Origin of the sequence: Streptomyces sp. NBC_00510 (genome assembly GCA_036013505.1) — a bacterium.
Lineage (GTDB): Bacteria > Actinomycetota > Actinomycetes > Streptomycetales > Streptomycetaceae > Actinacidiphila.
Genome location: CP107851.1, coordinates 3,376,722 through 3,403,707 on the forward strand (window position 1 = coordinate 3,376,722; position 26,986 = coordinate 3,403,707).

The window sequence follows — 26,986 nt, forward strand, 5'->3', positions numbered from 1 at the left end:
GGACGGACGTGACGGAGACGACCTTCGTCCTGGTCCCCGGGGCGGGCGGCGGCACCTGGTACTGGCACCTGCTCGTGCCGGAGCTGCGCCGCCGCGGCCACGCCGCGGTCGCGGTGGACCTGCCCGCCGCGGACGACTCCGCGGGCCTGCAGGAGTACGCCGACGCGGCCGTCGCCGCCGCGGGCGACCGTGCGCCGCTGGTGCTGGTCGCCCAGTCGATGGCCGGCTTCAGCGCGCCCCTGGCCTGCGAACGGCTGGGGGACCGGCTCGTCCTGCTCGTCCTGGTCAACGCGATGGTCCCGGTCCCCGGCGAGACCGCCGGGGACTGGTGGGCCGCCACCGGCCAGCCGGAGGCCCGGCGCGCCCTCGACCTCGCCGAGGGGCGTGCGGTGGACGGGGAGTTCGACCCCCTGGTCACCTTCTTCCACGACCTTCCGCGGCCCGTGGCGGACGAGGCCCTCGCCCAGGGGAACCGGCAGTCGGACACCCCGTTCGGCGTGCCCTTCCCGCTGCCCGCCTGGCCGCAGGTGCCCACCCGCGTCGTCGTGGGCCGCGACGACCGGCTGTTCCCCGCGGCCTTCCAGCAGCGGGTGGCCCGGGAACGGCTCGGCGTCGAACCGGACGTCCTGCCGGGTGGGCACCTGGTGGCGCTCGCCGATCCGGGCGGGCTGGCGGACCTTCTGGTGGGCTATCTGCCGGGCTGAGGCAGCGACCGGCGCAGGTCCAGGGCGCCGGGGCTCCACTGCTCCCGCCCCGTGCCGCGTACCTCCGCCGTCCAGCCCTCCGCGGCGGCGACGGCGGCGGCGCGGTCCGGGCCCGCACCGCGGAAGGACCGGGCGGGGACGGTGACGGCGAGCACGGCCCCGCCGTCGGCGTCCCGCGCCCGGTGGGCCGCCGGCCGGCGCTCGGCGGCGGCGATCCGGACGCGGATCCGCTCGGTCGCGTACGCGTCCCACCGGGCGGGGTCGGCGGCCCACTCGAGCCGGAACCGGGGCCAGGTGAGGGCGCCGCGCCACGGGTTGAGCCACGCGAGCGGCGGGTTGACCCCCGCGGACGCGAGCGCGACGAACAGGCCCAGGGCGAGCGCGACGACGGCCCACAGCGGCAGCCAGAGCCACTGCAGGACGAACTGCGCGAGCAGCCCGGGCCGGTTCCTGCGCGGGACGGCGAGGCGGGGCGGGGCGGTCACGCGGTGCCGTGCGAGCGGTGGACCACGGCCTGCGCGTACGCCACCCGTACGTCCAGCCGGTCCGTCCGCACCTTGTACCGCTCGGACATCCCGTAGTACTTCAGCGACGCCGGCGAACCGACCCCCTGCCGCCAGGCCGTCCGGATGGGCAGCGACCAGGCGGAGTCCCCGGTGCCCCCGACCGCCCAGAACAGGTTGAGGACGAGCCACAGCGGCGAGAGCAGCACGAACACCACCCACGAGGTCGTCGTCCCGCCGTGCCCGGCGAGCACCCGGCCGCCCGGCAGCCTGATCTCCCACCGCGGCCGCCACCGCGCCCGCTTCGCCGGGGTCCCCAGCTCGCCGAGTTCCTCGCCGCCCGGCCCGAGCACCGACAGCCGCCCGCCGGACGACTGCCCGCCCACCGGCCGTACGACGAAGCCGAGCGTCTCCCGTCCGGCCAGGTCCCGGTACATCGCGAACCGTGGTTTCGCGTCGGCCCCGGAGCCGCCGGCGGGAGCACCGTGCCCGACGTACACGGTCTCGCCGCCCCGCCGGGGGCGGATGACCTTCTGCAGCTTGAACCCGGCCTGTCGGCGCTCCTGTTCGGAGGGCGGCCGTACCTGGAACGAAACGACACTCATCCGGTACTCATCCGATCACGTCCTGTCCTGTGTCATCCGAAGACGGAGCGGACGTCGCCGCCCGCGCCAGGCTGCTCCGGTGGGCTGCCGGGGGCGCCGCCGGAAGTGCCGCGGTCGCGTGCGAAGTGCACGCTCTGCCCGATCTCGGACATCAGCGAGACGTACACGGGCAGGTCCGCCAGGCTCGGGGTGCTCAGCGAGAAGACGACGAGATAGCCGCCGAACGGCGACGGCACGTAGAGCTCGATGTGCAGGAACGCGAAGGGGGCCGCGATCTGTTCGCCGTCGACCTCCGTCGCGTGGAACGACACCACGGCGGGACCGCACTCCAGGTCCACCTGGTGGACGTCCCGGTGCGGCTCCAGCGAGAGCATCTCGTGCAGCGCCGCCGCCGCGATCCCCGGATCGCCCGGCTCGACCTCCTCGATGCGCACCAGCAGGTTGGCCGTGCTGATCCGGTCGTCTTCGGTGGCGAACAGGCCGAGGGCCGCGTGCAGGACTCCGTCGGCGTCCAGCGACCCGGCGACCTCGCGGTACACCGCGGCGGTGGCCTCCCGCTGGAAGTCGGTGCCGCCCGGCCAGATGCGCGCGGCCAGTTCGGCCACCTGCGCGTCCAGGGCGTCGGGCGGCAGGTGCAGCGGGATCTCGTGGAAGACGTCCGGGGACTCGAACTCGACGAGCACGCCCGGCGCCTCGTGGAGCGACGTGCTCATCAAAGCCTCCCGGCCGCAGGCGTGTCCGAATTGTTGAACATGTTGTAGACGCCGGTCACGATACCGGGAGCCTGCTGCGCGACCTGCGGTCCCTTGGCCCACCACGACATGGGGTCGAGCGTGCCGTCGGCCCGGATGGCCGCGCCAAGGGAGTTCTTCACGCTCTGCGGGGCGAACTTCTCCACCGCCCAGCTCAGCGCCTTCTCCTTGGCGGAGGATCCGACGGTGTCCAGGACGTGGTTGTCCCAGGCCATCTTCATGCGGTTGCCGAAGCCCTCGGCGCTGACCATCTTGCTGCCCGGCAGTGCCTCCCGCCGCAGCAGGCCGACCTTGCCCTCCAGCTTCTCGACCGTGTAGCCGGCGTTCTTCAGCGCCCGGATCTTGGTCACGTGCTCGATGGAGGCGATGGTCCTGCCGTTCACCTTGTAGAGCTTCATCGGGATCTTGACGCCCTTCATCGCGACCTTCCCCAGCTTGCCGATGGGGATGACGCCCAGACCGTCACCGATCAGGTCCATCGCGCTGACGTCCGCGCCGCCCAGTTTCGCCGCCCCGTGCGTGGCCAGGGCGCCCAGCGACAGCGCGCCGCCCGCGAGCGCGAAGGCACCGGAGAGCGGCGGGCACCAGAGCGTGAGCAGGGAGAGGACGCCCATCACCGTCGAGGCGATGCTGAGCCAGTCGCCGATCTGCTTGAGCAGGTCGGCGTGCTCGACGCACCAGTTCTGGATGCTGTGACCCAGCTTGGTGAACGCGTCCGCCAGTCCCTCGAAGAACCCCGTGTCGGGTGCCTTGTCGTTGGCCTTGCGCAGCCGGTCCGCGATGCCCCGGGCGTCGGACTGGTGGTGCTCCAGCAGTTCCTCGGCCCGCTTGATGATGTCCTCGAGCTCCTGCTGCGCCTTCTCCAGCTGCTTCCCCGCGGAGTCGAGGTCCTTGCCCGCCTGGTTGAGCCGGTTCGACGCCGCGTCGATCTTCGCCTGGGCGTCGGCGAGTTCGCTCTGCGTCGCGTAGTACTGGCCCGCCAGGCGCAGCGCCGGGTCCGCGGCCGCCTGGTTGTAGGCGGACGTCGCACGGTCGTAGGTGCCCTGCCCGGCCTTCTCCCGCTCCTTGGCGGCCTTGGCCTGCGCCTCGTACTCCCGGGCCTTGTGCTGGTACTCCGCCAGCTTCGAGCGCCACGACGACAGCTGGAGCGAGGCCTCGCGCAGTGCGTCCCGGCTGTCGCCCACGTAGCGCGGCAGGTCGCCGACCTTCTCGGCGAAGGCGCTCGCCGCCTCGCCCTCCCAGGTCTTGCCGCCCTTGGTGATCCCGGTGAGCGTCGTGTATGCGTTGTCCAGGCCCGTCGCGGCCCGCGAGAGCTTGGAGGTGAGGTCCTCGACGCTCTCCAGCTTCCCCGGCGCCGGGTCGAAGCCTATGGAGGGGTATTCCACCGCCGTCATCGCGCACCCGCCGTGGGCCGCGCCTCGGGGGACGGGGAGGGCGTGGGCTTCGGCGCCGCGCCCTGCGTCATGGCGTCGCGGATCGCCTGCTCCGTGGCCTCGTAGTTGTCCTTGGTGGCCTTGAGCTTCTCCTCGATCTGCTGCGTGCCGTCCGCGATCTTCCCGATGGCGTTGTCCCAGCTGTCGTGGAACTCGTCGCAGGCGTTGTCCAGCGCCTCGCTGCCGGTGCTCTTCGGACCCACGTCCTTCAGCGCGTTAAGCGCCTTGCGCATGTCGTCCTGACTGTCGTGCAACTGCTTCAGCAGCCGGTCGAGGTCCTGGACCTCGACCTTGAAGTGGTCACCCAATGTGTGTCCCCCGCGTGGACCGCCCGCCGTGCTTCAGCACCAGGGGCGGTGGTTTCAGCCGACCCACCGAGGCTACCGCTCCCCCACGTGCCGCTTCACCCCCTCCCGGGTGCTCCCCGCAGGATCTCTACGTGCCCTGGCGGGGGCGCGGTTCGCGGGCGCCGTTCACGGGCGCGGCTCGCGGGCACCGTCCGGGACGCGGGGTGCACGGTGCGCCCCGGACGTGATCCGGTATGTTCGGGTGCCATTGGCATGTCCCCGCTTAGGGCGATCGCGCGGTACCGGGTTCCGGGGACCGCGCGGGCCGCGCGGTGGGCGTGCCGGGATTGCAGTCAACGGGGATGGGACAAAGGGATGAGCACTCCCTTCGACGGTTCACAGGGCGGCGGAGCCACGCGTATGCGGCTGAACTCCGTTCCCGCGGATCCGGGAGGCGGCGGTACGTCCGCCGGAACGACGAAGGTCGACACCCAGCGCCTGGACGAGGCCGCCAACGCGCTGGTCGAACTGCGCGGTGACACCGAGAACGTCGACAACCAGGCCGACGAGGACACCCTCGGCGCCGTCACGGGACTCAACAAGCACACCGCTCCGGGTCCGCCCGAGGGGGGCTCCTGGGCCACCGCGGGCTCCCTGATGAGCATGGATGTCCGCTGGGGCGACCAGGTCCTCGACCTCAAGCGCATGCTGCAGGACATCAGCGACAAGCTCCACACCAGCACCGGCCACTACACCCGCGCCGAGCAGGAGGAACAGGCCCGCCAGGCCTCGATCCACACCCCCTTCGGCTAGGGGCCGCCTTCCGGCCCGGGACGCCCGGGACACGTGGCACGGCCGCAACGCAAACCCACACCCGTCCGCAGGGACGGACAGGAGCTGACGCACACATGGTGTCCATCCCCTACCTCGACAAGGCCGACCTCGGGCCGCTGTCCGACGCCGCCACCTCGTGGGGCGCGCTGCCCGCGAAGTACGAGGCCCTCCAGCGCGAGTTCGAGCAGCGTGTGATCAACCACCTCAAGGGCCACTGGGAGGGCGACGCCGCGACCGCGGCCTTCGCCACCATGGACAAGGCCCGCACGGAGTACGAGAACGCCGCCACCGAGGCCGGCCGCATCGCCAAGCTGCTCAAGGACGCCCACACCGAGTTCGCCGCGTACCAGAAGCAGCTCCGCACCCTGCTCGACGAAGCCCGGGCCGACAGCTTCCACGTCTCCGAGGACGGGGCGATCAAGGACGTCGACTCCCGCTGGGACAGCCCGACCGCCTCCGCCGCCCCGGGCTTCGCCACCGAGCGCAAGGACAAGCTGGACTCGCTCTCCTCACGCCTGACGCGCGTGCTCGAACTGGCCACCGCCGCCGACGAGGCCGCGAGCGCCGCCCTGGAGCGCGACGCCAACGGCGACAGCCGGTCGTTCAACACCAGCGTCTACACCAGCCTCGACGCCGTCGAGGCCGACCAGGCGGCCGCGCTGATGACGAAGAAGGGGCGGCTGTCCGACGCCGAACTCACCAAGCTCGACCTGCTGCTCTCGGCGAACAAGAACGACCCCGAGTTCTCCCGGCAGTTCGCGGTGAAGACCGGCGGCGAGAACATGCTCGCCAAGTACAACGAGATCGTCACCCCGCCCGCGGGGACGCACCTGTCCAAGAGCGAGCTCGCCCGGCTCAAGGACATCCAGAAGAACCTGGGCACCACCATCGGAACGGCCACCACCTCCGACGACCGCGCCGGCCACCCCGACCCGGCCGTCACCAAGTTCCAGGACGACCTGCTCGAGGCCGGCCGCCGCGATTTCAACGCCAACCCCACCGAGACCCCCTACGGCCTCAGCGGCTACCAGCTGACCAGCAGCCTGATGAGCCACGGGAAGTGGGACAAGGACTTCCTCCAGGCCTACGGCAACGACCTCATCACCGCCGAGGCGAACGGCGCCAACGGCGGCCAGAACCCCGACGCCTACTGGACCGGCAACATGACCCGTTCCCTGGGGCCGGCGAACATCGGCGCGCTCGACCCCATGACGGGCTTCATGGACGCCCTGGGCCACAACCCGGCGGCCTCCACCGAGTTCCTCTCCTCCGAGTCGGAGGTCAACGGCGAGAAGGTCGACCACCTCGACTACCTGATGAAGGACCGCCACTGGCCGGAAGGCGCGGGCTTCACCGGAGACTCGAAGAACCCCAGCGGCTACAACAACCTGGGGCACGCCCTGGAGTCGGCGACCACGGGGCACCCGTACGACACGAGCCCCTCGGCGGACACCCCGGCGCACAACACGGCCCAGGCCCGCCTCATGGAGGAGGTCGTCCACTCCGTCTCCCAGGACTCCGAGCTCGCCCACGACGGGATGCAGGACAGCCTCGGCCGGATGGCGGGCGAGTACATGCCGGACATCCACCAGTCCCTGACGAACGACCGCTCGGGGAACAGGGACCAGTTCTATCCGATCGGCGGCACCGCGGCGAACCTGAGCGAGCAGGACACCTCCCGCTTCCTCATGACCGTCGGAAAGGACCCGGACGGCTACGCGGCGATCAACCTCGCCGAGAGCGCGTACACCTCCAACCTCATCGACTACCACCTGCAGCACCCCGAAGCGTTCGACGGATCCACGGACACCGCGCTGCGGGAGATCGCCAGGTCCTCCGGCGAGGTCCAGGGGAGCATCGCGATCGGCAGGCGCGAGTCGGACATCGGCGACGCCGTGGAGGCCGACAAGGCCTACAACGACGCCATGGGGAGGGCCGGCAGCTACGCGTCCGGGATCGTGGGCACCGGCATCGGTGTCGGCACGTCCTTCATCGCCACACCCGCCGTCGGCGCGGGCGTCGGCGGCGTGGCGACCACCGTCACCGGGGACCTGATCAACCAGATCGTCAGCGGTTCCGAACGGGACACCATGGGCAACGCGGTGTACTCCAGCGGCACCGACTGGGAGGACGCGAAGTACTCCACCACCGCGGTCCTCCAGGACGCCTACCGGAACTCCGCGGAGGCCCAGGGACAGGGCCACGTCGCCGACTACCAGAACATCCTGGCCAACGAGGTCGAGGTGGGCTTCCACTCCGCCGACAGCAACCTGGACGGCTACGGGCAGGACAAGAGGGGAACCGGGCAGGGCTGACCGCCGGGGCCCGGAGCGGCCCGGCCACCACGAGGGACACCGCCGACACGATCGGCCCAGGTATCGCGGACAGGGATTACGGCACATGAAGTGGAACGACCGGATTTCGCTCCGGAAGAACGGCAGGCGCAAGCTGCTCGTCTCAGCGGTGACGCTCGTCGCCCTGGGCGCGGGATGCTACGGATTCCAGCTGCAGTATCCGGCCGCGAAGGCAGGCAGGGCGTGCGGTGGCATGCTGCCGGTCGATCCGGTGCTGGACCTCGCGGGGAAGTCGCGGATGAGCCTGCTCGGCGGGGGCTTCGAGGTCGGCAGCCGGCAGTTCGACGTGTCCGACGACGTGAAGGAGCCCGCGGGCCTCGCCGTGCGGTGCGACGTCGGTGGCGTCGAGATATCCGTCGAGACCACGGCGGGCGCCCTCAATGCCCTCGGCGTCTACACGTTCCAGGACGAGCAGGAGTCGCTCCCCGTGCCCTTGGACGCGGGCTGGCAGGGCTTCATGGTCACCAAGGACGCCGGAGCGACCGCGTCCGTACTGCTGAGCTGTGACAACTGGGAGCCCGAGCAGGGCGGTGGCCTGCTCGTCGCGGCCGAGTCCCCCCACGACATCGAGGTCACCGAGTCCGTGCGCCTCCAGCTCGCCCGCACCGTGACCGAGACGGCACGGAAGGCCGCGGAGACGACCGGGTGTGCGACGAAGCCGGGGGACGCGAAGAGGCTGACGGCCCCGGCGGCGTCCGCCACGACCGTACCGGCCGCCGAGGCCGAGGGAACCTGCAAGGGGCTGACCTCCGCCACCGAGGTACGCGAGACACCGGCGGAGGCAGCGCCGGTGGAGGAGTGCGTGCTCTCGGGGCACCTGCAGCTGGCCGCCGCGTACGGCCCCTTCAACGACAACTCCCAAGCCGTCATGAACGGCGCGTACGGGGGGCACGACAAGCCTTCGGGAGTCGACGGTACGTCGGTGTGGACCTCGGCCACCTGCCCGGGGGCCCTGGGCGTCGGCTACTTCCACGCGTCGCCGGTCGACGGGAGCGACCGGCACTTCACCTCGAAGCCGCTCACCGCCTCCGAGCGGGCCGATCTGCAGCGCTTCGCCGAGCAGTCGGCCGCCCGCCACGGGTGCGACAGCCCCGCGAAGCTCTCCTGACGGTCGCCGGGACCCGTTCGCGCTGCACGCGGTTCAGCGTCCGCCGGCCCGCCAGCGGGTGCGGACGGGGCCGGTGAGGCGGACGCCTCAGTCCGTGCGGGTCCCGTCCAAGCAGGGCGTCCCCTGGGGCGCGGCTGACGGGGTCGGTGGGCGCCGTCTCCGCATCCGTGTGCGGGTGGGGCGCCGCCGCCGGCGGTTCGGCGCCCGCTTCCTGATGCCCGCCCGACCCGCCCGGCCGATGCGCTCCGCCCCGGCTACTGGTTCGACCACTGCCCCGGGCCCTGCGGCTGCTGCTGGTACGGATTGCCGCCCTGGCCCGGGTACTGCTGCTGGTGCGGCGGCTGCCCGTACTGCTGCCGGCCGTTGCCACCCCAGCCGTTGGGCGTCCCCGGCCCGCCGGGCCCTCCCGGGCCGCCACCGTTGTTGCCCTTGTTGCGGCGCGCCAGCTTCACGATCAGGAAGACGACGAGCGCGAGCACCAGCAGACCCACCACGCCGATCACGCTGAACGCGATGACCTGCTTGCGGTCGGCGGCCGCCTGCTCGTCGTCGCTCATGCCGCCGCCGATGGCGTTGGGGGCGGAGGCGGAGGGGTCGTCCGTGGCGCCCTGGCCGTCACCGCTCTGTCCGGCCTGCAGCGACTCCGGCACCTCGAGGGGGCCGAACTCGGGCCCCGCGGGGATGTCCTGGGTCAGGGCTGCGAGGGGCTGGATGAAGCCGTAGCCGTAGTGCTTGTCCGGGAGGGACAGGCCCTTTGCGGACGGGGGCAGGCCGGCGGTCTTGGTCAGCCGGTTGACGATCTGCCCCGCGGTCAGGTCCGGGAACTTGGCCCGGAGCAACGCCGCCGCGGCGGAGACGAAGGCCGTCGAGTCGGACGTGCCCGTACCCGATCGGTACGTGGTGTCGGACTTTCCACCGGCCGACACGATGAACGTGGCAGGCGCAGAGACGAGGATCTTCTCGCTGTAGTTCGAGTTCTCCCAGATCTCGGCGTTGTTCTTGACCCCGCCGACGGCCACGACCCCTGGATAGCCGGCCGGGTAGCCCGCCGGACCGCCGTCGTTGCCGGCGCCGACGACGATGAGGACGTCCTTCTGCAGCGCGTAGGCGATCGCCTTGGTCTCCGCCTCCTCGGCGATGGGACCGGCGAACTCCTGCGAGATGTTGATCACCGAGGCGCCATGGTCCACGGCGTAGCGGATCGAGGAGGCGAAGCCGTCGCCTTGGCGGCCGTCGTCCCTGATGTCCAGGATCTTGGCCTTCGGGGCGAGTCCCATCACGCCGTCGGCCCCGCCGGCGCCGTGGCCGTGAGCGGCGATGATCGAGGCCATGCCGGTTCCGTGATCATCGTTGGGGTCCTGGTCCGACATCCCCCCGTCAACGAAGTCCTTGCCCTTGATCACGTTGCCCTTGAGGTCCACGTGGTCGGCGTTCACCCCGGCGTCGATGACCGCGACGGTGACTCCCTTGCCCTGCGAGACCTTCCAGATCGACTGCGCGTCGAAGGCCTCCAGTGGCCACTGGTCCTGCCGGGTCTGGTCCGCCGAGGCCGGCGACGCAGACGCGAAGATCAGTGCACTCACGAGAGCTGCGCCGGCTGCTGTGCGCAGCGTCCGTGCGAAGGGCATCTCCAGTCCTCTCTCAGGGCAGTGTGGGGGTGCGACACTCCGTCGTGCCGCACCCCCACACTTTCTACATGCTGACGGGCACCGACTGACTACTCGATGACCCGGGGAGCGTTGTTGCGCTCGGGTGTCCAGGTCTCCTCGTCCTCGACCAGGTAGTCGGGACGCTCGCCATCGCGCCGCTCTTCCTCTTCCGTCCGATCGGTCTGGCCGCGGCCCATCATGCGGTTCGCGCCCTTGCCGACGTTGCCGCCGCTGCCGGCTCCCGCCGCGCCGCGGCTCCTGTGCAGGCCCGAGCCGCCCGGCGTACCGCGGGTGCCCGAACCGGTGCCCTTGGCGGCACCGACGACGCCGCCGCCACGTCGGGCGAGGCTGCCGCCCCGCCCGGCAGTCGCGCCACCCCTGCCGCCTGCACCCGCGCCCGCGCCACCGGCGCCGGGCATACCGCCGCGGCCCGCAGCGCCACCGCGACCGGCACCACCTGCACCTGCACCGCCCGCCGTGCCGCCACGTCCACCGAGGCCGCCCAGGGCGCCGGGGACACCCGCGCCGGCTCCGGCACCGGCCGAGCCACCGGCGCCCACACCACCGGCACCGCCGACCCCGCCACCGACACCCGCGGTCCCGCCGCCGTACCCGCCGGTTCCGGCCGTGCCTCCGGCGATGCCGTCGATCGCGGTACCCACCTGCGGCTTGGTGCTGGCCACCGGCTTCTGTACACCGCCGGAGATGCCGGATTCACGGGGCGACTTCACCTCGCGCGACGGCGTGAGGGTGCCCGTGGTGCCCCCGGTCCTACCGCGGCCGGTGTCGCTGGGTCGGGGGCTGCCGACCTCGGAGGGGATCGGCATGGGAACGGGCGCGACACCACCCGGGTCACCGGGGTAGTCGTCGCGGTCGTCGACGCCGCCGCCCGGCGGCGGCTTCCTCGTCCACGTCCCCATCGTCTTGGACTGCGCGTTGTAGCCCGCGCCGAGTTGCTCCATCTTCACAGCCATCTCGAGCTGTGCTTCCTTGCCCGCCGACAGCGAGCCGCGGTTCTTGTCGAGCGCGGACTGCGTGCCCATCCCGTTGCCGAGGTCGGAGTGAAGCTGCGCGTCGCTGCGGTCGAACCCGTCGCCGAGGGCGTCCCCGAAGCTGGACAGGGTGCCCGGCTTCTCCATCGCGTCGACCTGCGGCTTGATCGTCTTCAGGATCGACGCCGCGTTGGTCATCGCCTGCGACGTGTACCGCGCGTACGTCGAGCAGTCGCTGATCATCTTGGTGATGACCTTCGCCTGGGCCTTGAAGCCCTCGGCCGCGGCGCCCTCCCAGTGCTGGGTGATGTGCCCGACCGCCGCGTCGAACACGGACTTGGCACTGCCGCTCCCCACCACGAGCTGGTCGTGGACCTGCATCCAGCCCTTGGCGCAGGACTCGACCTCGACGTGGTCGGCGTTGGCGACCATGCCCTTCATCTGGTCCATGTTCTTGGTGCCGGCGAAGTCCGTGCTGTGCTCACCGACGTAGCACTGGGTGGGGGCGTTGTACTCGTAGTACGCCCCTTCGGTGTCAGTCATTGGTTAACCCCCTTGGCGACCGGCACGACGTTCCTCACTGCCCTCACTGCGCCCATCCTCAGCCCTTGCCGGAGCCGGACATGCCGCTCTGCGCGTCGTATTCGGCATCCGAATAGTGGCCGTGCACCTTCTTCGTCTTGCCGCCGAAGTCGTTCATGACACGGTGGATGTACGCGACGACCGACTCGATGTGCGTCTTCATGTCCTCGTGCGCACGCGCCAGTTTCTCGGCCTCGTCGAATCCGGCGCCGAGGGCGCCGGGCGGCAGGTAAGTGTCGTTCTTGGCACAGACGTTGGCCACGCCCAGTTGGCTGATGACGCCGTTGAGCTTGGTGATCGTGTCCTCAAGCTCACTCAGATCGACCTTGTACTGGTCACTCATCGTGTCGCTTCCCCGTTCCTACTCATGTGTTGATCCCTCGCTTGCGACGCCAGTCGCCCAACACCACGCCGCCGCCCACCAGCAGCGCGACACCGCCGATCGCGCCGCCGACCGTGTAGACGGCGTAGCGCTCGGTGCGTTCATGGGGGCTCTCGCCGAGGATGACGGTCGCCGCCTCGATCTTCTCGTGGGCCCCGGCGTTGACGACGGGGTCCGGCGTCGGGGCGTCCTGCGGGGTGGTGGCGTCGTCGTTCACGGCGGCCACGGGGTCGATGACGCCCCATCCGACGAAGTCGTCGCGGCCCGGCTTGCCGCGGTCCGCGGTCTGCTCGATCTGGGTGATGACCTGGCGGTAGGTCCAGTCGGGGTGCTTGGCCCTGATGAGGGCCGCGACGCCGGAGACGTACGGTGCGGAGAAGCTGGTGCCCTGGTCGATGCAGTGGCCGCCGAAGGGGACGGTGGAGACCATGTCGACGCCGGGGGCGGCGATGCCCACGAAGGAGCCGGGCTGCGAGAAATTGGCGCGGGCGTTGTCGCGGTCGGAGGCGCCGACCGCCAGGACGCCGTCGTAGGAGGCGGGGTAGGTCAGCTTTTCCTGCCCGCCCGCGCCGTCGTTGCCGGCGGAGGCGACGATCAGGGCGTCGCGTTCCTGGGCGTACTTGACGGCCTGCTCCAGCGCGGAGTCGGGCGGCATCGCCGTGGCGGTGTCCTGCGAGATGTTGATGACCTTGGCGCCGGCGTTCGCGGCGTACTTGATCGCCTCGACCATGGTCCTGACCGTGCCGCCGCCCTGGTTGTCGTTCTGGCGGATGGCGAGGATCGACGCGCGCGGGGCGATGCCGACGAAGCCGGTGTCCTTGAAGGGCCGGGCGGCGATGATGCCGGCGACCTTGGTGCCGTGGCCGACCGGGTCCTTGGTGCCGTCGTTCTTGCGGTCCCGGTCGATCAGGTCCTTGCCCGCGTGGAACTTGATGGCGGTGGCGAGTTGCGTGTTGTTCTTGTCGACGCCGGTGTCGATGACGGCGACGACCACCCCGAGGCCCTGGGTGTCCTTCCACAACTGCTCGAGGACGATGCGCTGCAGCGACCAGGGCGTGCCCTTGATCACGTCGGACGGGAACGAGCACTGGGTGTCGTCGATCTGGAAGCGCTCGTTGTCGCCGTCGTCGGCGAGGACCGTGCGTACGTCGCCGGCCGACGACGCCGAGGCGACGCCGGAGGCCGGCAGGCCGAAGGCGGCGAGCGCCGCTGCTGCGGCGATGGCGGCGGTGCGCCTCACGGCGTGCGATCCCACTGGTGTTCCGTCCTCCCGTTGTGTGCGGTTCGTGGTCAAACCGCCGACGAGGGCGAGCACGTACGTCGTCCGTACACGCCCGCCCTCATCACGTACTACGCGGCCAGGCGCGTCATCAGCCCCAGATCTGCCGGTTCTTGTTCTCGGTGGCCTGGTAGCTCTGCGCGGCCGTGTCGAGGGCACGGGCGATGGCCTCCAGCGTCTGGTGCATGGACGCGGCGCGCTGGTCCCACTCGGTCTGCTTGGTGCGGTAGGCCTCCTGCGCGGAGCCCTCCCACGTGGTCGCGATCTTCTTCACGCCGGCCTCGAGGTCGTCCAGCTGGCGCTTGATGTTGTTGGCCGTCGTACGCACGTCGGTCGCGGCCTGGGAGATGGTCTGGAAATTGACCAGGATCTGCCCGGACATGTGATGTCTCCTCAGATGTTGGATTCGGATGGGTGCGCCGGCCGGCGCGGCGTCAGGTCACCGCGCGGGGACGGTCATCCGAACGGGTTGCTTCCCTGCGCCGAGATGCTCTGGATGGACGCGCGCTGCTCCTCCTCGGAGGCGGAGTAGTTCTTGGTGCTCGCGTCCACAGCTTCCTTGATGTCGCCCAGGATCTGGTTGATCTTGTTGGCGTCCTGGTTCACCTGCGACTGCAGGTTGTTGTACGCCGTGGCGGCGGAACCCTTCCACCCCGAGGTGATCGTGTCGATCACGGTCTGGAGGCGGCGGATCTCGCCCTGGATCGAGGAGTTGACCGTGGAGATGCGGTTGCTGAACGCAACCATCTCCTCCTCGGTCATGGTGAACTGCTGTCCAGCCATGTCTGGCGTCCCCCATGAGACGTAGAAGATCGGATTCGTCGCACATCGGAAGATGTGGTCGGTCTTCAACTCTAGCCAATAGCGGTGACAAGGCGAACAGGTACCCGGTTCCGTATCGGGATCCTGACCTTCATCACCAAACCCTCACGTTGCCACGGGTGTTGATGGCTTGGCCAATGGATTGTCAAATACTCAATCAATACCCGTGAAGCTCCGCGGAAATACCAGTTCAGGAGCCCTGCGCCTGCTTCGCCGCGTTGACGTCGAGCGTCGGCCCGCTCGCGAGGAGGTCCGACCAGATCCGCGGCACCGGCACCGGGGAGTTCTTCGCGTAGCCGAGCTTGGTCTGCACGACGCCGACCGCGTCGTCCTGCTTGGCGGCGCCGCCGCTGTCGCTGTCGCCGGTCGTCGGCACCGAGTAGCGCAGGCCGGTGTCGGTGACCATGAAGATGGACCCGATGCGCTTGTCGGTACCGTCGTACGCCTTGTAGAAGAGGCCGCTACCGGGCGAGACGTAGGTGTTCGTACCGCTCTGCGCCACGTCCCGGGGGAACTTCTTCCCGGCCCACATCGTCATCGCCGGCTTCTTGGTCACCTTGTCGTCGACACCGCTGTACACGCTGCACGCGACGCTGCGACCGTCCTTCTCGTCCTGGGTGTTGGCCTGCGTGACCGCCTTCTCCGGCCAACCGAGGTCGTCCATGAAGGTCTCGCTCGCCTGGGCCGAGGTGACTTCGCCCACGTTGACGGAGACCGCCTCCGGCGATCCGTCGTACAGCGACCTCGCCTGGGGGCTGTTCAGCAGCAGCTTCGCCATGAAGGCGGTGACACGGACGACCCGGTCCCGCTGCACCACGTACTGGTCGTCGTTGGCCTTCAGCACCAGGCCGACCTTCGCGTGCTCCGCGCTCAGGCCCGGCGCGGTGGACGTCTCGCCCATGCCGTCGACCTGCGGGAAGGAGATGGCGGCGCCCGGCACGTTGTTGAGGGTCGACAGGAAGTCGGCGTCGACCTTCTGCGGCTGCGCCGAGGCGCCGAAGATGACCTGGCGCAGGGTGTTGACCAGTTCGGGCTGCTGCTTCCCGTCGGGGCCGCCGAGCAGGTAGGAGAAGCCCCGGTCCGTCACCAGGTACTGGGCGCCGCCGGGCACCTCGATGTACATGGCCTCGTCGTCACGGAGCTGGTTCGCGCCCCCGACCAGGGCCGCTTCCTTGGGCTTCTGCTGGTTGATGACGAGGACCGCCCGCTGGGCCGAGCGGTCCGTGCCGCCGCCCGGGGTCTCGCACAGCGCCCAGGTCTTGGGCTTGCCGGCGTCGGCCTGGCCGGGCAGCCGGTCCGGGGCGTAGGGGATGCCGATGGTGCTGCCGAGCGTCATGCCGCTGTTGTCGAGCACCGACTCCTTGACCTTGATGACCTCGAACTTCTCGGGGTCGAGCAGCAGTCGGGCGGAGGCGAGGTTGAGCACGGGGTGCAGCTGCGCCTCGCCGTTGGTCTTCAGCACGACGTAACGGGTGGTGGACTCGTCGCCGACGATGACCTTCTGGGCGGGGGTGTCCCAGCCCTTGGGCGCGGCGGGCTTCAATATGCCCCAGAATCCGAAGCCGACGACGACCAGCAGACCCACGACGAGACTCGGGGCGACGGTCTTCAGCGGACGCGGGGCGGCCTCCTCCGAACCGTGCGGGGAGGGCTGGAGGAACGCGGCCACCGTGCGCCTGCGCGCGAACGAGTAGGCGTTCAGCTCATCCCTACGTGTCGCCATCCCTGCGTCAACTCCCCGTATGTCGCTGCTTTGTTGTGGCGTTCCCCGGTCCCGTCTGTCCGCCGCGGTGACGGCTGTGGTGACGGCTGTGGTGAGGGGGACCCCTACTATGCCGTGTGACGATCGCACCGTACGGTACGGGGTAGCGCGATCGGCCCGCCAGCGGCACCCGGAGCGTCCCAGGCCGGCAGGGCGACGGACGCGAGCGAGCGCTGGACGGCGCCGGACGCCGCCCACGCGGCACAGGTACCAGCAGAAGCAGAAGGGTTGTACGGGGGATGACCACCGCGACCAGGTCCCGGCGCAGTCCGGGCGACGAGCCACCGCAGCAGTACGCCGGACCACCCGGGAACGGGCACGGCGGCTCCCCCGCGGCGCGGGCCGGGGCGGCGGCCCCGGTGATGACCCGCAGACCCGGGAGCATAGGCCCCGTGCGGGTGCAGCAACTCGTGCTGATCGAGCTGGCACTCGCACTGCTGCTGGGCGGCTGGCTGATCCACGAGGTGGTCGGGCCCGTCGTGGCCGCGGTCATCGCCGTTCCGCTGCTGCTCTTCGGCCTGCTGCGGCGGCGCGGCCGCCCGATGCCGGAGTGGATGGCCACCGCCCGCGCCCTGAAGACCCGTCAGCGGCGCAACGCCGCCGGCGTCCCGCAGGGCACCGACCCCGGTTTCGTGCCGGCCGTGGAGTGCGACCCCGCGCTGCGCACCTACGGGTACACCGACGAGCGCGAGCAGCGCGAGATCGGCATGATCGGCGACGGCACCTTCCTGACGGCCGTCGTCCAGGTGCAAGCGGTCGACGAACCGCTGCGCCCGGCCCGCGGCGTCCGCTCGCTCCCCCTGGAGCTGCTGAACGGCCTGCTGACGGTGGACGACATCCGGCTCGCGTCGGTCCAGGTCGTCCAGCACACCCAGCCCGCCCCCGCCCCGCACCTGCCCGCGCAGGCGCTGGCCACGCGCTCCTACGCACCGCTGCAGGCGCAGAGCCAGACGCCGGGGCTGCGGCTCACGTGGATCGCGATCAAGCTCGACCCCGAACTGTGCCCGGAGGCGGTGCAGGCGCGCGGCGGCGGCATGGCCGGGGCGCGGCGCGCCCTGCTGCGGGCCGCCGACCACCTGGTGAGCCGGCTGGTGGGCACCGGGCTCGAGGCCCGCGTGCTGACCGAGCCCGAGATCATCGCCGCCGTGGCGACGTCGAGTTGCGTGAACCCCCTCGCCACGACGGGCGGCGCCGCCCTCGACGGCAGCCGCCAGGCACGCCGTACCTCCGAGAGCGCGCGGGCGTGGCGGTGCGACGACCGCTGGCACACGACCTACTGGGTCAGCCGCTGGCCGCAGCTGGGCACCGGCGCCGCCGCACTGCCCGACCTGGTCGGCCTGCTGACCTCCTCGCCCGCGCTGGCCAGCACCTTCTCGCTGGTCCTCGCGCCGGGCGGCAGCCGGGCGGCGCTGCTGTCCGGGTACGTACGGCTGACCGGCCGCAGCGAGAACGAACTGACCGAGGCACGGCGTCAGTTGGAGCGCCGCGCCACCGCGTCCCGGCTGGGCCTGGTGCGGCTTGACCGCGAGCAGGTACCCGGCATCCTGGCCACGCTGCCCTTGGGAGGTACCCGCTGATGTCGGCTCCGACCGTTCCCGCCTTCGGCGGACAGCGCCCCGGCGCGGGCTCCGGTTTCCCCGGCGGCGCCGGGCCCCGCCCCTCGCACCTGCCGCAGGGCGCCGACCCGCGCGGCTCCTCGTTCGCCGGCTCCGGACGGCGCACGCTGCGTGCCGCGTTCGGGCTGCTCGGACCGCGCCGCGACCGGCACACCCTCACGCCCGGGCAGCTGTCCGGGCTGTCCCTGCCGATCGGTGACGACGGTGTCGTCATCGGGATCGACGCCGCCAACCAGCCCGCCGTGCTGGCGCTGAGCCGCCCGGTCCGGCTCGACGTGGTGCTGGTCGGCAGCATGTGGCTGGCGCAGGTGCTGTCACTGCGCGCCGCCGCGACCGGTGCCCGGGTCGCGGTGGAGACCGCCCGCCCCCAGTCGTGGGCGCCGATGGCGCAGGCGGCGGGCGGCGGCCAGCAGTGCGTGACGGTGCACGAGGTCGGGCGGATCGCCCCGCAGGGTCCTTCGGTGCACAGCCCCGTCGTCATCGTCCGTGACTGCGGCGCCCGTCCGCCGCGCAGCCGGGTGGCGGCGCAGTCCTGGCAGTCGGTCATGACCCTGCTGCCGTACCTGGGGCCGACGGCCCCGCGGTTGCTCGCCGGCGGCGACGTGGTGGGGCTGCAGCGGGTCTCGCCCCAGGAGGCCGAGGTCATCGGCCAGGTGATGGGCCTGTCGGAGGCCGACGTGGCCGCGCTGCCGACGCTCGGCGACAACGTGACGATGTGGTGCACGCGCAAGCGCCGGCAGTTCGTGATGACGCAGCCCACGGACGCGGAGTCCGGCCTTCTGGGCCCGGCCCGGCGCGTGGACTGACCCGGGGTCGCCCGTCGGGGCGCTCCGGACGCTCTCGTGCCGCGGCGGTTACCCGGCCGCGGCACGGGGCATGGGCACAGGGGTCCCGGCATCCGCAGCGGCCGTGCCAACGCGTGGACGGCACGGCTCCGTGCGCGGCGAACGGTGCATCACGTCGGCGTGCCGGTCGTGATGCCGACGGCGCTTGCCCTACCCGCGGCCCGGATGATTAGGCTCTTCCGGTGAGCCGCGGCGGCTGTGCCGCGGGAACTCCGAGACGGGGGAATCGCGTCCGCTCCGACGGACCGGGCGCGTACTTGAGTTGACCAGGAGGCACAGTGAGCAGCGATCAGGACGACATCCGCACGGGCGGGGCCGTCCCGGACGGGGATCAGTCCGACGCGGACCTCACGGGCGAGTTCCAGATCGACTACGCGCCGCCGTCCTGGTACACGCAGCAGGCGGGAGGAGGCGCGCCCACGCCCGCTCCCCCGGCCCCGGCTCCCGCGGTGAGCCCGCCGCCGGTCGGTCCGCCGGTGGCGGCCACGCCCGAGGCGATGTCACCGCAGGAGCCGCAGAACCCCCGTCCCGCGCAGGCCGGGCAACCGCCCGCCCCTGCACCCGCCGTCGCCCCGGGCGTCCCGACCCTGCGTCCCGCCGCGGAGGAGGCCCCCGCCCCCACCCCCGCGGAGCCGCAGCCCGCTCCGGCGGTCCCTGACGCCACCCGCGAGGCCGCCGCGGCGGCGGTCTTCGCCGACCCCGAGCCCGCCCCGCCCGAGGAACCGCAGCCGGTGGAACCGCAGCCCGTGGAGGCGCCCGCGCCGGTGGCCACCGAGGTGACGCCCGCGCCCGCGGAGCCGGACGCAGGGCCGCAGCAGCCGCCGGTGCCGCAGCCCCAGGAAGCGCCCCAGGGGGAGATCGCGGCCACCCCCGAGCAGCAGCCGCAGCCGCCCGCTCCGGCGCCGCAGTCCCAGGTGCCGCCGCTGCCGCCGGAGTACCAGCCGGCCACCCCTCAGGAGGCACCGCAGCAGCCTGCCCCGGTGCAGCCCCCGCCTCAGCAGGGGTACGGCTACCCGCAGCCGCCGCATCAGGGTGCGCCGTGGGGCGACCCCAACCCGCCCGCGCCGCAGCAGCCGTACGGTTACCCCCAGCCCGGCCCGCCGCCGCCGCACGGTTACGGGTACCCGCAGCCGAACCAGGGCGCGCCCTGGGGTGACGCCCACGCGCAGCAGCCGCCGTACCCGCAGCCCCCGTACCCGCAGCAGGGGTACGGCTATCCGCAGCAGGGGCCCGGCCCGCACGCCCAGCCCCAGCCGCCGTACGCCCAGACGGCCCCGCAGCAGCCCCCGGCTCCCGCGCCCGGGCCGCTCCCGCAGCAGGGGCAGCAGCCGATGCCGCCGTACGCCGACGGAGCCAACCCCCCGGCACCGCCGCACGGTTACGGCTATCCGCAGCCTGGGCCCGGCCCGCACGCCCAGCCCCAGCCCCAGCCGCAACCGCCGGTGCAGCCCCACCCCCCGGTGCTGCCGCAGCAGCAGCAACAGCCCACCCCGCCCGTGGACCCGCGCACGGCCGCCGGCTGGGGCGGTCCCGGTCCCGGCCAGGAGCAGCAGCAGCGGGTCATGCACGGCGCCCCGCTCGGCTACAACGCGGCCGTGGAGCTCTCCTCGGACCGTCTGCTGCGCCAGCAGCCGAAGGCGCGCAGGAACAACAACCAGGCGTCGCGCTTCAAGATCGGCGCGAAGAAGGAGGAGCAGGAGCGCCAGCGCAGGCTGGACCTGATCCGCACGCCCGTGCTGTCCTGCTACCGGATCGCGGTGATCAGCCTCAAGGGCGGCGTCGGCAAGACGACGACCACCACCGCCCTGGGCGCCACGCTCGCCTCCGAGCGCCAGGACAAGATCCTGGCCATCGACGCCAACCCGGACGCCGGCACGCTCGGCCGCCGCGTGCGCCGGGAGACCGGCGCGACGATCCGCGACCTCGTCCAGGCGCTGCCGCACCTCAACAGCTACATGGACATCCGCCGCTTCACCTCGCAGGCGCCCTCGGGCCTGGAGATCATCGCCAACGACGTGGACCCGGCCGTCTCCACCACCTTCAACGACCAGGACTACCGCCGCGCGGTGGCCCTGCTCGGCCAGCAGTACCCGATCATCCTCACCGACTCCGGCACCGGTCTGCTCTACAGCGCCATGCGCGGCGTGCTCGACCTGGCCGACCAGCTGATCATCGTCTCCACCCCGTCGGTGGACGGTGCCAGCAGCGCCAGCACGACCCTCGACTGGCTCGGCGCGCACGGCTACGCCGACCTCGTGCAGCGCAGCCTGACCGTGATCTCCGGGGTCCGCGAGACCGGCAAGACGATCAAGGTGGACGACATCGTCGCGCACTTCGAGACCCGCTGCCGCGCAGTCGTCGTGGTGCCCTTCGACGAGCACCTCGCCGCGGGCGCCGAGGTCGACCTCGACATGATGCGGCCGAAGACCCGTGAGGCGTACTTCCACCTCGCGTCGCTGGTCGCCGAGGACTTCGTCCGCGCCCAGCAGGCCCAGGGCGTCTACCCGCCCCAGCAGCAGATGCCGCCGCAGCAGCAGGGCCAGCAGCCGTACTCGCCGCAGCAGCAGATGCCCCCGCAGCAGGGGTACGGCCACCCGCAGCAGCCGCCCTACGGGCAGCCGGCCCCGCCTCCCCCGCCCGCGCAGGGCGGCATGCCCCAGGGCTGGACCCAGCAGCCTCCCGCGCCTCCGCAGGAGGCGCAGCCCGGGCAGCAGCCCCCGGCGCAGGGGCAGGTCCCGCCCGGCTGGACCCAGCAGCAGTGACGGGAAGGGCCCGTCCCGCCATCGTGGCGGGACGGGCCCTTCGCTTCTGTCGGTCAGCGGCGCTCCGGCCGCCGGTTCACCCGGCGGCGCCGTAGGCGTCGACCAGTTCCCGGGCGCGCTTGACGTCGTCGGCCATCCGCTCCAGGAGCGCGTCGATCGTGTCGAACTTCTCCATGCCCCGCAGGTAGGTGAGGAAGTCGACGGCGACGTGCAGCCCGTACAGGTCCAGCCCGACGCGGTCGATGGCGTACGCCTCGACGGTGCGGGCGGTCCCGTCGAAGGTCGGGTTGGTGCCGACGGAGATCGCGGCGGGCATGGCCTCGCCCTCGACGTGCAGCCAGCCGGCGTAGACCCCGTCCGCGGGGATCGCGGTGTGCGGCAGCGTCTCGACGTTCGCCGTGGGGTATCCGAGGTCCCGGCCACGCTGCGCGCCGCGGACGACCACGCCCTCGACCCGGTGCGGTCGGCCGAGGATCTCGCCGGCGCCCGCCACGTCGCCCTCGGCGATCAGGCGGCGGGTCATCGTGGAGGAGAACGGCCGGCCGCCGCCCGCCTCGCCCGTCAGGTAGAGGTCGACGACGTCCACCTCGTAGTCGTACTTCAGCCCCATCGCGGACAGGAACTCCACGTCACCGGCGGCCTTGTGCCCGAAGCGGAAGTTCGGGCCCTCGACGACGGCCCGCGCGTGGAGCGCGTCGACCAGCACGGTGCGGACGAAGTCGCCCGGCGAGAGCTGCGAGAACTCGGTCGTGAACGGGAGGATGAGCAGGGCGTCGACGCCCAGCTCCGCCATCAGCTCGGCGCGGCGGTGGTGGGCCGCCAAGAGCGGCGGGTGGCTGCCGGGGCGGACCACCTCGCTGGGGTGCGGGTCGAAGGTGACGACGACGGAGGCGACGCCCAGCTCGCGGGCACGCTCCACGGCCCTGCCGATGATCAGCTGGTGCCCGCGGTGCACGCCGTCGTAGGAGCCGATGGTGACGACGCTGCGTCCCCAGTCCCCGGGGACGTCCTCCAAGCCTCGCCAGCGCTGCACAGTGACCGCTCCTCGACCGCCGATGGTTCTTCGATGTGCAGGTCCAAGCCTGCCATGCCGGGGGGCCCACCGGCGCAGCGCCCCCGGTGACGCGGCCGTCGCGGACCTGGCGCGCCTCCTTGGCCGAACGGTGAGAGCACGCTTTCGGCGGCCGGATCACCCGCGAGCCGGATCACATTCCGCGGCTCCGCCCGGAAGGGACGCGGTACGGGGCGGGGCTCGGCGCCGGACGCACGCGATTCAGGAGTGCCGGCGCGGCGGCCAGCGGCGCAGCACGACGGCCGGCCGGAGCACGTGACGCCGCCGCCGTCGGCGGATGGTCCCTGGCCGGTCTCAGAGGCCCACCGCCTCCGCCGGCGCCAGCTGGTCGCACATGCGCCGGGCGCTCGGGCCGATCACCGCGTCCCACGCCCCTGGGCCAGCGCCGTCGAGGCCGTCCGCGGCCAGCCATCCGCGCACCTGCCGGGCGAACCCGGGCGACCCGCTGACCAGCTGCACCAGCCGCCGGTCGAAGAGGGCAGCGCCTTCGGGCGTACGGCAGAGCAGGAGGCCGACCCGGTGCACCAGGTCGCGGGTCATCGGAGCCGGCCGCCGGGCGCACCCGTCGGCGGCCGCGCCGAGGAGGGCGTCGAGCACGGCCGGGTCGCGTTCCTGGTCCAGGAGGACGTCCAGCAGCTCCTGGCGCAGCGGGCGGGAGACGTGGCCGCCCGGTGCGGCCAGCACGGGCGCCAGCACCCTGCGCACCTGCGGCGGGTGCTCCCGCAGCAGTCCGGTGACCAGCGGGAGGAGGACGGCGCGGGCGGCCGGCCCGTGCTCCAGGCGGCGGTCGAGGTAGGCCGCCGCGTGCCGGGCGTCCTCGGGTCGGTGGCCGAGGTGGTCCCACACCAGGGCGGCGGCCCGGCGAGCGAGCGCCGGGGTGGACACCTCGGCCAGTTCGCGCAGTACCTCGGCGGCGCCGGGACCCGGTTCGCGCAGCCGGGAGTGGAACGCGGCGAGCACCTGCTCGGGGTGCGTGGGGAGGGCCGCGGCGAGCGCCGCGGCCGGCAGCAGCGGATCGCCGGCGGCGAAGCCGTCCAGGGCGGCCCGCAGGTGGAGGCAACGGGTCGCCGGGTCCCGCACCAGGAGGCCGAGCGCGGCGCCGTGCAGGGTGCGGTCGGCGGGTCTGGCCAGGATCGCCAAAGCCGCGTAGCGCAGCAGTTCTCGGTCGGCGGCGAGTACGGCGTGCGGGGCGGCGAGCAGGCCGTAGGTGGCCGCGGCGGCGTGCCGCTCCGGCCGGTCCTCGTGCGCCCAACGGTCGACGGCGCGGCACACGGCGGACGGCTCGTCCTCGGCGAGGGCCGCCAGCAGTTCCTTGGCGCGGGGGTGGTCCGTGGCGGCCAGGGCCTCGGTGAGGTCGTCCACCGCCTGCCGCCGGTGCGTGTGGAGGAGGGCCTGCGCCGCGGTGGCGACCGTCGGCCGGGGACCGGAGGGCGCGGACTGCAGCAGCCGTTCGTCGGTGAACCAGCCGCACAGCGCGGGCATCGACGGCCGCGGCGTCGCGGCCAGCACCTCGCCGGCCGCCGTCAGGAACCGCTCCCGCGTGCCGTCCGCGGCGCGCGGCGGACCGTCGGCGGGCAGCAGCAACCGCAGCAGCGCCAGGCGCTCCTCCGGGGGGAGCCGCAGCCGCCGCCAGAACCACGGCCCGAACTCCCCCAGCCCCGCGCCCTCGTGGAAGCCCCCGGCCTCGATCGAACGGACGGTGACACGCTCCGCCAGCAGCCGCAGCACGTCCCGGTACGGGGTCGCGTCCGGCACCCCGAGCAGGGTCTCCCCCAGCAGGTGCGCCGCCCACCACACCGCGTCCGCGCGCCGGGCCGTCGCCCGGGCGACGGCGTCGCCCTCCCCGCGCGGCCGGGGCACCCCGTCGAGCAGTACGGTCCCGCCACCGCGCGACGCGGGCGCGGCGGCGTCGCGGTCGAGCACCTGGACCAGTTGCCGCAGCCTGCGCCCGAGGACGTCCGGCCCCGAACGGCGGGCGGTGAGCAGCAGCGCCTGCACGACCGGGCCGATGCGGTGCCGCGGCACGGGCAGGCAGCGCGGCTCGGAGGGCGGGGCGAGCGGCGGCGCGGGCGGCACCGGCGGCACGGCCCTGTGCCGCGGCTGCGCCCCGGTCCGGGCGGGCAGGCGCACGGGGGCCTCGGCGCAGCCGTCCCGGTCGCCGGCCGACCAGCGGTGGACCAGGGCGTACAGCGCCTCGTCCAGGTCGAGTTGGCCACCCTGCAGCCAGTCGCCGAACTCCTCGTGCGCGAAGCGGTACCCGGCGCCGGCCGGCACCACCAGCCCCTCCGTGAGCACCGCCGCCGCCCACCCGGGGCGCCACGGGAACAGCTCCTCGAAGGACGCCCGGTCCAGTTCGCCCTGGCCCGGACCCAGGCAGCGCCGGGCCGCCTCGTGCACCTGCCCGGCGACGCGGGCGGCCAGCCGCCGTACCTCCGTCGCCCGCGCGGGGGCCGTGGCGGCCGCGATCCGGTGGGCGATCCGCAGGCACAGCAGGTCCAGGTGGGCCGAGAAGACCTCCGCCCGGCCGGGCCGTCCCGTCAGGCCACCGCCGGCGGCCCGCACCTCCGACAGCAGCCGCAGGGCCAGCGGATGCGCCGCGTCCTGCTCGGCGAGGGCACCGGCGGACAGCCCGTGGCGCTCCCGGGCGAGCCGCGCCGGCTCCTCCGCCAGGCCGCCGAGGCGCAGGCAGGCGGGCAGCGCCCGGGCGCCCGGCGGGGTGCCGGCGTCGTGGAGCAGGCCGGGCGGGAAGAGGGCGCCGGCCTGCTCCCAGTACTCGGGGCGGCACGCCACGATCAGCCGCGCTCCTGCCGTGCCCAGCCATCGCGCCGTCTCCGCGGACCACTCGCGCAGCGCGTGGGCCAGCAGCGGCGGCATCTCCTCGGGAGCGTCCAGCACGACGAGCAACCGCCGCCCCACGGCGTGCGCCAGGCGGGCGACGGCATCGGGCGACGCGTCGGCCGGCGCGCGTTCCGGCACCCTCCCCGCGTGCACGATGCGCCCCGCGGCGGCCAGCGCCCGCGCCACGGCGTCCCTCAAGCCGGCGTCGCCCGCCCGCAGTTCGGCCCCGCGCAGCCACAGCGTGGGCGCCGGGTCCAGGCCCGCGGCACGCCGGACGGCCAATGCCTCCAGTGCGGTCGTACGGCCGCTGCCGGGGGCGCCGACCAGCCCGAGCACGCAGGCGCACCCCTCCTCCGTGAAGCCCGCCAGCTCCGCCTCCGTGTCCGGGCGCGCCTCGGCCTCGCGCCAGGGCCGCGGCCGGGCCGCGGAAGCGACGGAGGTCGCGGTCAGCCGCAGCGCCCCCGCGATGTTGAGGTGCGGCCCGTACGCGGGCACGGTCGCCGCGTTGCGCGCCAGCGCGTCCGCGAGCGCCCCGCCCTCCGCCGGCGCCCGCAACGGCACCGCGAACCCGCCCGCCCTTCGTCCCGCGTGCAGCGCGGTCACGACGACGCCGTGCACGGCACCGGTCTCCGCGTCGATCACGGGCTCCCCCGAGGCGACGGCACGCAGCGGCTCGTCGTCACCGCGCGCACCGGCGAGCTCGTACGCCACGTCGAGGAGGTGGAAGCGGTCCGTCGCGGTGTACGTCACCGGCGCCGTCCCCGCGATCGTGGCCTCCACCCAGGCCGCGCCGCGCAACCGCACCCCCCGCCCGGCCCCCGCGGTGCGCGCGAACCCGGCCACCGGCAGCGGCGGTACGTCCAGTCCCTCCGTCGCCACGAGCGCCAGCCCCAGCTCCGGCAGCGGGGTGATCGCGGGCGCCTCGACGAGGGTCGTCTGTTCCCCGTGCGCGTGCAGCACGAGCCGTACGAGGCCGTCCACGGCCTCATGGCTCGTCACGAGCGTCCCCCGTCCGTCCCGTGCCTCGACGAGGAACCCCGTCCCCCGCGGCCGTCCGGCCAGGTCACGGACGCGCACCAGCGCCCGGTCGACATCGGCGGGCAGTACCGCCATCTGCGCACCTCCCCGCCACAGTGCCCGTTTCGACCGTAGACGTCCGTTGATCGACACAACAGATCCCACGTCGAACGCGCCCCCAAGCGCTCCCTCTCTTCACTCCGAGCGCCTGCCCGTTGGGGTGAATTGATCTTGGGGGGTGGATAGGGACGGGGAGGGAGGGGGATCGTGCAGCGCGGGCCGCGAGGGGGGAGGGCCCGCGCTTCACGGTTGCGCCGCGAAGCGGTCCGGGGCGCGTTCTGTTGGGCCCGGTTTTCGTGTGCGGCGCCGCGTCTGTCGCTGTTGCGGTTTCTCCCCCGCCCTCCCGCCCGATTGCCCGGCGCGGTCAGTGACCGCCTCGCGCGGTCGTCGTGGGGTCGGTGCCGCGCCGGGGTACGCCCCCAGCCTTCGGCCGGGGGGGGACCCCCACCTCGGGGCTCGCGGTTTACGTCCACAGCGTTCGGCGCCGGGTCCGCCGCTCGTCCCCTGCCGGGGCACCCCGCCACACCCCCTCCCGTCGGTTGGGGCGACTGACGGCCGGTCGGGGCTCAGAAAGCCACCTGCGCCCACCCCGGACCGCCTTCTCACCCCCACCGGCCGTTGGCCGCCCGCGATACGGAGGGGGCGGGGTCGTTGGGGGCACCCCCGGACGAAGGCTGGGGGAGGGTGGGCGTTCTGGACGCTGACGTGTATTTGTTGTGCGGCACAGA

The 26,986-nt window shown here is 72.9% G+C and carries 21 protein-coding genes; 7 read left to right on the forward strand and 14 right to left on the reverse strand.

Annotation, left to right across the window (positions count from 1 at the left end; all coding sequences use genetic code 11):
• The first annotated feature begins 8 nt into the window (after window positions 1–8).
• Window positions 9–704, forward strand: coding sequence for an alpha/beta hydrolase (locus OG937_14770; GenBank protein WUD72868.1), 696 nt, complete (start codon window positions 9–11; stop codon window positions 702–704).
• Here OG937_14770 and OG937_14775 read toward each other — a convergent pair.
• Genes OG937_14775 through OG937_14795 form a run of 5 tightly spaced genes read right to left on the reverse strand, consistent with a single transcriptional unit; the run spans window position 689 to window position 4,305 of the window.
• Window positions 689–1,189: a hypothetical protein gene (locus OG937_14775; protein WUD72869.1), complete on the reverse strand. Its 501-nt coding sequence runs from the start codon at window positions 1,187–1,189 to the stop codon at window positions 689–691. The genes OG937_14770 and OG937_14775 overlap by 16 nt on opposite strands.
• On the reverse strand, window positions 1,186–1,812 hold the full coding sequence (locus tag OG937_14780; GenBank protein ID WUD72870.1) for a hypothetical protein: 627 nt from the start codon (window positions 1,810–1,812) through the stop codon (window positions 1,186–1,188). The genes OG937_14775 and OG937_14780 overlap by 4 nt, the downstream gene beginning before the upstream one ends.
• 32 nt (window positions 1,813–1,844) lie before the next feature.
• The gene (locus tag OG937_14785; protein ID WUD72871.1) at window positions 1,845–2,525 is read right to left on the reverse strand and encodes a hypothetical protein; all 681 of its coding nucleotides are present in this window, start codon (window positions 2,523–2,525) and stop codon (window positions 1,845–1,847) included.
• Window positions 2,525–3,958, reverse strand: coding sequence for a hypothetical protein (locus tag OG937_14790; GenBank protein ID WUD72872.1), 1,434 nt, complete (start codon window positions 3,956–3,958; stop codon window positions 2,525–2,527). Before OG937_14790 ends, OG937_14785 begins: the two co-directional genes overlap by 1 nt.
• Window positions 3,955–4,305, reverse strand: a complete 351-nt coding sequence (locus tag OG937_14795; protein WUD72873.1) for a DUF6317 family protein — start codon at window positions 4,303–4,305, stop codon at window positions 3,955–3,957. Before OG937_14795 ends, OG937_14790 begins: the two co-directional genes overlap by 4 nt.
• A 354-nt stretch (window positions 4,306–4,659) precedes the next feature.
• On the opposite strand from OG937_14795, the gene OG937_14800 reads away from it, so the two are divergent.
• From OG937_14800 to OG937_14810, 3 genes are all read left to right on the forward strand, one after another.
• Window positions 4,660–5,097: a hypothetical protein gene (locus tag OG937_14800; GenBank protein ID WUD72874.1), complete on the forward strand. Its 438-nt coding sequence runs from the start codon at window positions 4,660–4,662 to the stop codon at window positions 5,095–5,097.
• A 95-nt stretch (window positions 5,098–5,192) separates the two neighbouring features.
• Window positions 5,193–7,433: a hypothetical protein gene (locus OG937_14805; protein ID WUD72875.1), complete on the forward strand. Its 2,241-nt coding sequence runs from the start codon at window positions 5,193–5,195 to the stop codon at window positions 7,431–7,433.
• A gap of 85 nt (window positions 7,434–7,518) precedes the next feature.
• Window positions 7,519–8,580 carry a hypothetical protein gene (locus OG937_14810; protein WUD72876.1) on the forward strand — a complete coding sequence of 354 codons (1,062 nt, stop codon included), beginning with the start codon at window positions 7,519–7,521 and terminating at the stop codon, window positions 8,578–8,580.
• 254 nt (window positions 8,581–8,834) lie between these two features.
• Here OG937_14810 and OG937_14815 read toward each other — a convergent pair whose 3' ends face one another.
• The 7 genes from OG937_14815 to eccB all read right to left on the reverse strand — a co-directional run bounded on the left by OG937_14815 (window position 8,835) and on the right by eccB (window position 16,009).
• On the reverse strand, window positions 8,835–10,208 hold the full coding sequence (locus OG937_14815) for a S8 family serine peptidase (protein ID WUD72877.1): 1,374 nt from the start codon (window positions 10,206–10,208) through the stop codon (window positions 8,835–8,837).
• Window positions 10,209–10,297: 89 nt separating this feature from the next.
• Window positions 10,298–11,764 (reverse strand): hypothetical protein, encoded by a 1,467-nt coding sequence (locus OG937_14820; protein WUD72878.1) that lies wholly within the window; start codon window positions 11,762–11,764, stop codon window positions 10,298–10,300.
• A gap of 58 nt (window positions 11,765–11,822) precedes the next feature.
• Complete coding sequence (locus OG937_14825) at window positions 11,823–12,146, reverse strand: hypothetical protein (protein WUD72879.1); 324 nt, start codon at window positions 12,144–12,146, stop codon at window positions 11,823–11,825.
• Between the two features lie 22 nt (window positions 12,147–12,168).
• Window positions 12,169–13,425, reverse strand: coding sequence for a type VII secretion-associated serine protease mycosin (gene mycP, locus OG937_14830; GenBank protein ID WUD72880.1), 1,257 nt, complete (start codon window positions 13,423–13,425; stop codon window positions 12,169–12,171).
• A gap of 130 nt (window positions 13,426–13,555) precedes the next feature.
• Entirely contained in the window at window positions 13,556–13,846 is a 291-nt protein-coding gene (locus OG937_14835; protein ID WUD72881.1) for a WXG100 family type VII secretion target, read from the reverse strand.
• Between the two features lie 74 nt (window positions 13,847–13,920).
• Complete coding sequence (locus tag OG937_14840; protein WUD72882.1) at window positions 13,921–14,247, reverse strand: WXG100 family type VII secretion target; 327 nt, start codon at window positions 14,245–14,247, stop codon at window positions 13,921–13,923.
• A gap of 229 nt (window positions 14,248–14,476) precedes the next feature.
• A complete protein-coding gene (gene eccB, locus OG937_14845; GenBank protein WUD72883.1) occupies window positions 14,477–16,009 on the reverse strand; it encodes a type VII secretion protein EccB in 1,533 nt (510 codons plus the stop codon).
• Window positions 16,010–16,287: 278 nt separating this feature from the next.
• Here eccB and eccE point away from each other — a divergent pair, with 278 nt between their 5' ends.
• From eccE to OG937_14860, 3 genes are all read left to right on the forward strand, one after another.
• Complete coding sequence (gene eccE, locus OG937_14850; GenBank protein ID WUD72884.1) at window positions 16,288–17,625, forward strand: type VII secretion protein EccE; 1,338 nt, start codon at window positions 16,288–16,290, stop codon at window positions 17,623–17,625.
• Window positions 17,625–18,470: a hypothetical protein gene (locus OG937_14855; protein WUD72885.1), complete on the forward strand. Its 846-nt coding sequence runs from the start codon at window positions 17,625–17,627 to the stop codon at window positions 18,468–18,470. Before eccE ends, OG937_14855 begins: the two co-directional genes overlap by 1 nt.
• A 317-nt stretch (window positions 18,471–18,787) precedes the next feature.
• Entirely contained in the window at window positions 18,788–21,271 is a 2,484-nt protein-coding gene (locus OG937_14860; protein ID WUD72886.1) for an SCO5717 family growth-regulating ATPase, read from the forward strand.
• 76 nt (window positions 21,272–21,347) lie between these two features.
• On the opposite strand, the gene OG937_14865 is transcribed toward OG937_14860, so the two are convergent.
• Window positions 21,348–22,304, reverse strand: a complete 957-nt coding sequence (locus tag OG937_14865; protein WUD72887.1) for a bifunctional riboflavin kinase/FAD synthetase — start codon at window positions 22,302–22,304, stop codon at window positions 21,348–21,350.
• Between the two features lie 333 nt (window positions 22,305–22,637).
• Window positions 22,638–26,294, reverse strand: a complete 3,657-nt coding sequence (locus OG937_14870) for a serine protease (GenBank protein WUD72888.1) — start codon at window positions 26,292–26,294, stop codon at window positions 22,638–22,640.
• Window positions 26,295–26,986 lie beyond the last annotated feature (692 nt).